General features: G+C 62.5%; 8 protein-coding genes. 3 read left to right on the plus strand and 5 right to left on the minus strand.

Annotation, left to right across the window (positions count from 1 at the left end; all coding sequences use genetic code 11):
- The 3 genes from H5T60_11235 to H5T60_11245 form a co-directional block, all read left to right on the plus strand.
- Nucleotides 1-149: S26 family signal peptidase (locus tag H5T60_11235; GenBank protein MBC7243005.1), on the plus strand; the 149-nt coding region annotated here is incomplete at its 5' end.
- A gap of 24 nt (nt 150-173) precedes the next feature.
- Nucleotides 174-884, plus strand: a complete 711-nt coding sequence (gene deoC, locus H5T60_11240; protein ID MBC7243006.1) for a deoxyribose-phosphate aldolase — start codon at nt 174-176, stop codon at nt 882-884.
- 30 nt (nt 885-914) lie between these two features.
- Complete coding sequence (locus H5T60_11245; GenBank protein ID MBC7243007.1) at nt 915-1,469, plus strand: inorganic diphosphatase; 555 nt, start codon at nt 915-917, stop codon at nt 1,467-1,469.
- 13 nt (nt 1,470-1,482) lie between these two features.
- On the opposite strand, the gene H5T60_11250 is transcribed toward H5T60_11245, so the two are convergent.
- The 5 genes from H5T60_11250 to H5T60_11270 all read right to left on the minus strand — a co-directional run.
- The gene (locus tag H5T60_11250; protein MBC7243008.1) at nt 1,483-1,935 is read right to left on the minus strand and encodes a hypothetical protein; all 453 of its coding nucleotides are present in this window, start codon (nt 1,933-1,935) and stop codon (nt 1,483-1,485) included.
- Nucleotides 1,936-1,957: 22 nt separating this feature from the next.
- On the minus strand, nt 1,958-3,067 hold the full coding sequence (locus H5T60_11255; GenBank protein ID MBC7243009.1) for a CehA/McbA family metallohydrolase: 1,110 nt from the start codon (nt 3,065-3,067) through the stop codon (nt 1,958-1,960).
- Nucleotides 3,064-3,945 carry a tRNA (adenine-N1)-methyltransferase gene (locus H5T60_11260; protein ID MBC7243010.1) on the minus strand — a complete coding sequence of 294 codons (882 nt, stop codon included), beginning with the start codon at nt 3,943-3,945 and terminating at the stop codon, nt 3,064-3,066. Before H5T60_11260 ends, H5T60_11255 begins: the two co-directional genes overlap by 4 nt.
- 136 nt (nt 3,946-4,081) lie before the next feature.
- Nucleotides 4,082-4,363 (minus strand): DUF427 domain-containing protein, encoded by a 282-nt coding sequence (locus H5T60_11265; protein MBC7243011.1) that lies wholly within the window; start codon nt 4,361-4,363, stop codon nt 4,082-4,084.
- Nucleotides 4,364-4,559: 196 nt separating this feature from the next.
- Nucleotides 4,560-5,240 (minus strand): hypothetical protein (locus H5T60_11270; GenBank protein ID MBC7243012.1); only part of this gene is annotated, 681 nt, incomplete at its 5' end.

The raw sequence follows: 5,240 nt of genomic DNA on the forward strand, positions 1-5,240 counted from the left end.
ACGAGGTCTTTGTGCTCGGGGACAACCGGCCGGGAAGCTTGGATTCCCGCTATTTCGGCATGCTGCCCCGGGAGCGGATCATCGGCAGAGCACTGCTGTGTTACTGGCCGCCTTCGGCCTGGACCATTTACCCGCGCTACGGGCAGTGAGGCCGGCGCGGTGAGGAGAGGACAATGGCCGCACTGTCTGTTGAACAGCTTGCCCGATATATTGATCACACCCTGCTGAAGCCGGAGGCGTCCCGCGACCAGATCCTAGAGCTGTGCCGCGAGGCGGTGGAGCATCATTTCGCCAGCGTGTGCGTGAACCCATGCTGGGTACGGCTGTGCGCGGAAGCGCTCCGGGGTTCCGAGGTCAAGGTTTGCACGGTCATCGGGTTCCCTCTCGGCGCGACACTCTCCACAGTCAAAGCTTTTGAGGCGGAGGAATGCATCCGCCAGGGCGCCGGCGAGGTGGATATGGTCATCAACATCGGCGCGCTCAAGTCAGGGGATCGGCAGTATGTGGAGGGTGATATCCGCGCAGTGGTGGAGCGGGCACACGCCCTTGGCGCGCTCGTGAAGGTAATTATCGAGACGGTCCTGCTGACGCAGGAGGAGAAGGTGCTGGCCTGCCGGCTCAGCCAGGCGGCCGGCGCGGATTTCGTCAAAACCTCCACTGGCTTCGCCGGCGGAGGCGCGACCGTGGAAGATGTGGCGCTGATGCGGCAGGTGGTGGGGGATGCGATGGGGGTGAAGGCGGCCGGCGGTATCCGCACCTATGCCGATGCCCTGCGCATGATCCAGGCGGGGGCCAACCGCCTGGGAACCAGCGCCGGCGTGCAGATCATCCTGGGCGCACAGAAGGATTCGGCCGACCAGCCGCCGGCGTCATCCGCATATTGACCATATAATGCCCGTGAAAAGGAGTGAGATATGCCGATCAGCCCGACGAACCTGTGGCATGCACTGCCGACGGGGCCCGATGCCCCGGATATCATCAATGTCATTGTGGAAATCCCGAAGGGTCACCGCAACAAATACGAATACAACAAGGACCTGGGTTACATCCGGCTCGACCGCGTCTTGTATTCGTCCCTGCACTATCCGGGGGATTACGGTCTGATCCCGCAGACCTTCTATGACGACAATGACCCGCTGGATGTGCTGGTCATGATCAACGAGCCGACCTTCCCCGGCTGTGTGATTCAGGCGCGGCCCATCGGCATGTTCCGCATGCTGGATCGCGAACTGCCGGATGATAAGATTCTGTCGGTCCCGCTCAATGATCCTATTTTCGCCGAATATTATGACATCTCCGATATTCCCCAACACTTCCTATCGGAGGTTGCGCACTTCTTCGAGGTGTACAAGGACCTGGAGGGGGTGCGGACCAAGCCCATCGGCTGGGAGCCGGCGGAGGTGGCCAAGGAGCGCATCGTCTACTCTATGAAACTGTACCAGGAGCGTTACGTCAAGGAACGGCGCTGACCTGGGCACAGCGTTACGGCAGACGCCCCTGTGCCCAGGCGGTGCCGATCCAGGCCAGCGTCTCCAACAGCCAGAGCAGGGTCCAGAGGAAGCGCCGCTTCAGCGTGATCCATATGACGAGAAAGGCCATCTGCACGCCCAGGATGAGCAGGGGAGGGGGGCCGGCCGCCGCGTAGGCGAAGACGTGCAGAACGGTCATGCCGAGCAGGGCCAGAGCCATGAGGATGCGCTGTACAAGCGGCTCGGGAAGTTCCGTCAGAGCGATGACCGCCAGCCCTAGGCAGACATACGAATAGGGTGGGATCATGAACTGGACGACCCGCACCTGGGCCGGCAGGGGGACCAGCCAGGCGCTGGCCGACAGTGCCAGCCCGACCAGGATGCCGGCGGCCAACCCCCACTTTCTCCAGGGGAACCGCTCCCAGAAGGATCTCAGGTCCTCTTTGGATGGCGTTGCGTCGGTCATGAGGTACATTATCCCAATCCCACTATGATAGTGCGGCAGACGTTGTGCCGGCCGGCGCCTGTCGCCCCTCCTCCGTCACGAAAATCGGGTTTGTGAACACCCATCCCCGCCAGCGTCCCCATCCCCAACGCCAGGCCTCCAGCCGGTAGGCGCCGGGGTGTTCTGTCCGATAGCTTAGGTATTCCCCCCGCGTTTCCGCGACGATCTCGCCGTGGCGGATCAGGCGCAGGCGCGCCGGCAGGGGCGAGTGTGCTTCCAGCACCACCGTTCCTGCCGTCTCGATGGTCTCACCATACGTGGCCCGCATCGTGCCATTGGATGCATGGAACTGGAAGCCCCGCGGGTTTCCAAGGCGGTGATAGCCGATGAAGGAGCGGCCGGCCTCGATGGCTTCGTAAATGGTGTCCCGGTCGTCAAGAAGGTCGCCGCTCAGCGGCCGGCGCAGGAGCACGTGCAGATTCACGGTGCGGAACAGGCGCTCGTAGGGAAACACCACCAGCGGGATGGGACCCAGGGAGTAGCGGTTGGCGTGGGCGTCGGATCCGCCGATGATGCGGAGCCGGCGGCCGTGTGCCAGCAGTGTATCGTACTTTTGCAGTGCCTCGGGGAAGGGGCCGCGTATCACGGCTTCCGGGAAGAAGACGCTCAGCAGGGCGCGCGGCACGCTGGTCAGGTACGATTTGAACTCGGACATGTAGTTCCAGAGGCAGATGCCGGCATACCCGTCGGCGTCCCAGTGGTTCCAGTTGAAGGCCGGCTCCCCGATCAGCGGGGAAGGGCGCTCCAGCGGATGGGCGGGGAAGCAGAAGCCGCCCTGCCGGCGGACCTCGTCGATCAAGGCCTGGGCGTCGCCGGCAAAATCTCGCACTTCCTCGCGGATGCGGAAGCAGAGCAAATGATTGGCCCGGGGAGGTTGTGGCTCGTTGATCTCCTCACCGACCAGCACCAGCGCCCGGCCGTACCAGCCCTCTTTGTCCGGGACGAAGACGTTGTGGTCGGTGGTGATGATGAAATCCAGGCCGGCGCGCTCCGCGGCCGCGGCGATTTCCTCATGGGTGCCGCTCCCATCGGAATAGCGGGTGTGGATGTGCAGATTGCCCACTGCTTCGATGTATGCGCCGGCCCTGGTCATTCGTCATCTGCTTCCTGTTCGAGGTCGGAGGAGATGTCCTCGTCTTCTTCCTCGACGAACGGGCCCTTTTTGCGCTGATCCATCCATGCCCAGCTTGGGTCCAGGCCGCCGGCGATATGGCGGGCGAAGACCAGATAGCCGGTATGGGCGACCATGCGGTCCGTGGGGCGGAGGCGCGCCGGCACCGCTTTGTAGGGCCGCAGGAGCAGTTCCTCGACCTCGATGAAGGCAAAGCATCCCTGGCGCTGAAGCGCGTCCACCAGCGCGGAGACCTGATTCGTGGTGGGGACGATGGCGCCGAAAAATCCCCCGGGCTTGAGGGCCTGCTGGACCAGGGAGAGATACTCCCAGGGGTGGCGGAGGTCCAGGAAGAGGGCATCCACATCGGATTCGTCGAAGCCGGCGGCGATATCGCGCAGTTTCAGCTCGACATAAGGAAGCAGGCCGGCCTGTTCCAGGTTGGCGGCGGCCAGCTTCTGCGCCCGGGGATTGGTCTCGTAGGAGTAGACGCGGCCGGTGGGCATCACCTGGCGGGCGAGCGCCAGGGTCAGGCCGCCGCTGCCCGTGCCAGCCTCGATGACGCGCTTGCCGGCGAAGAGGTTCAAACGGGTGAGGACGTAGCTCACATCCTTGGGGAACATGATCTGAGTGTTGCGTTTGATCAGCCGCACCAGCTCGGCGGTGGAGGGCTCTACTACCAGGAACGGATAGCCGAGGTGGGTGCGCACCTCGCGCCCCAGCGGCTGTCCGATCAGGTCATCGTGGCGGATGATGCCGTGTGAAGTATGGATCTCCTTGCCGGCCTTGAGCTGGATGAGCCGCTGTTTGCGCTCGCGGCTGACCAGCAGGATAAGCATGCCCTCGCTTGCCAGTTCCAATGTGCGGCACCTCCCGATGCAGGATGTGGGGTCATTATAGCGGAATCCCGGCCCTATGCCAATTTCGGGAAAAGCGAGCGCCGGCCCTTCTGTATAGGGCCGGCGCAAAACTGTGCACTCCCACATGTTGGGCGGTTTATTCGACCACCTGAACCCCGCGCCAAAACGCGACATAATCTTTGATATGGCTGGCGGCCGGCTTTGGCTCCGGATAGTACCAGGCCGCATCCCGATTCACCTGATCGCCCACGACAACGTGGTAATAACTGGCGACTCCCTTCCAGGGGCAGGTCGTGTGCGTGTCGCTCGGCTGGAGATATTCCCTCCGCACGGATTCCGGCGGGAAATAATGGTTCCCCTCTACCACGATGGTTGTATCGCTTTCCGCAATCACGGTACCGTTCCAGATCGCTTTCATGGCTCGCCTCCGCAATCCCAAGTAGTAATGGCATTATAGCAGGATGGAGGGCTGTTGAATGTTATTAGGATTACAATTTGAATTATTTGTGTAATCAAAATTACATAATGAGTAGTCGCACGAATGGACGGCCGGCAGGGAACCAGCGGATACAAGACCGACAGGCCCTCTGGTTTAGCGCATCGGAGGAGGGGGATTATTGGCCGGCGGGGTGGATGCGGTACACCGCCATATTGTCTTCGCCGTAGGCGCGCGTGAAGGCCGAATCGGTCTGGAACACCTGCTCCAGTTCCGGCCGAGCGGTCATGCGCGGGTACCAGGAGGGGAAAGTCACCAGGTACTGTGCGCCATGGGCGGTGAGCCACTCCCACAGCGCATCTTCATCGCGCAGGATGGGGATAACCTCTGGGGATATCAGGCCGGCCAGGTCCAACAGGGGGCGCTGGGTGAAGTAGCCGATGGCGCCAATATCATGTGCAGCGATCAGAGCGTTTTCCGGCGTGTGGGCGTTGATCCAACGGGCGACCGCGACCATCTCCCCATTGATAAAGCGGAGGTCATCCGTATAGGCACGCGCTCCCAGCACGATAAAGCCGATGGTGAGCAGGAGGCCGGCCCACAGCAAAGCGTTCTGCAGAAGCCGGCGGAAGTACCCGGAACGCAGTCGCTCCAGGAGCAGGGCCGTGCCGCCCATGCCCAGCACGATGTACAGCGGAATGATTGGCATAAGGTAACGGCCGTGCTGATAGTTCACCGGCAGGCGCAGCGCGTAGATAATGCCGAACAGGAGCCAGTACAGCATGGGAAGCGCGCTGGCCGGCGCCTCTGCGGGATGCTCCTTCCCCTGCCAGCGGGAAAGGGAATGCCGCACGGCCTG

This window comes from Anaerolineae bacterium, from assembly GCA_014360855.1.
GTDB lineage: Bacteria > Chloroflexota > Anaerolineae > JACIWP01 > JACIWP01 > JACIWP01.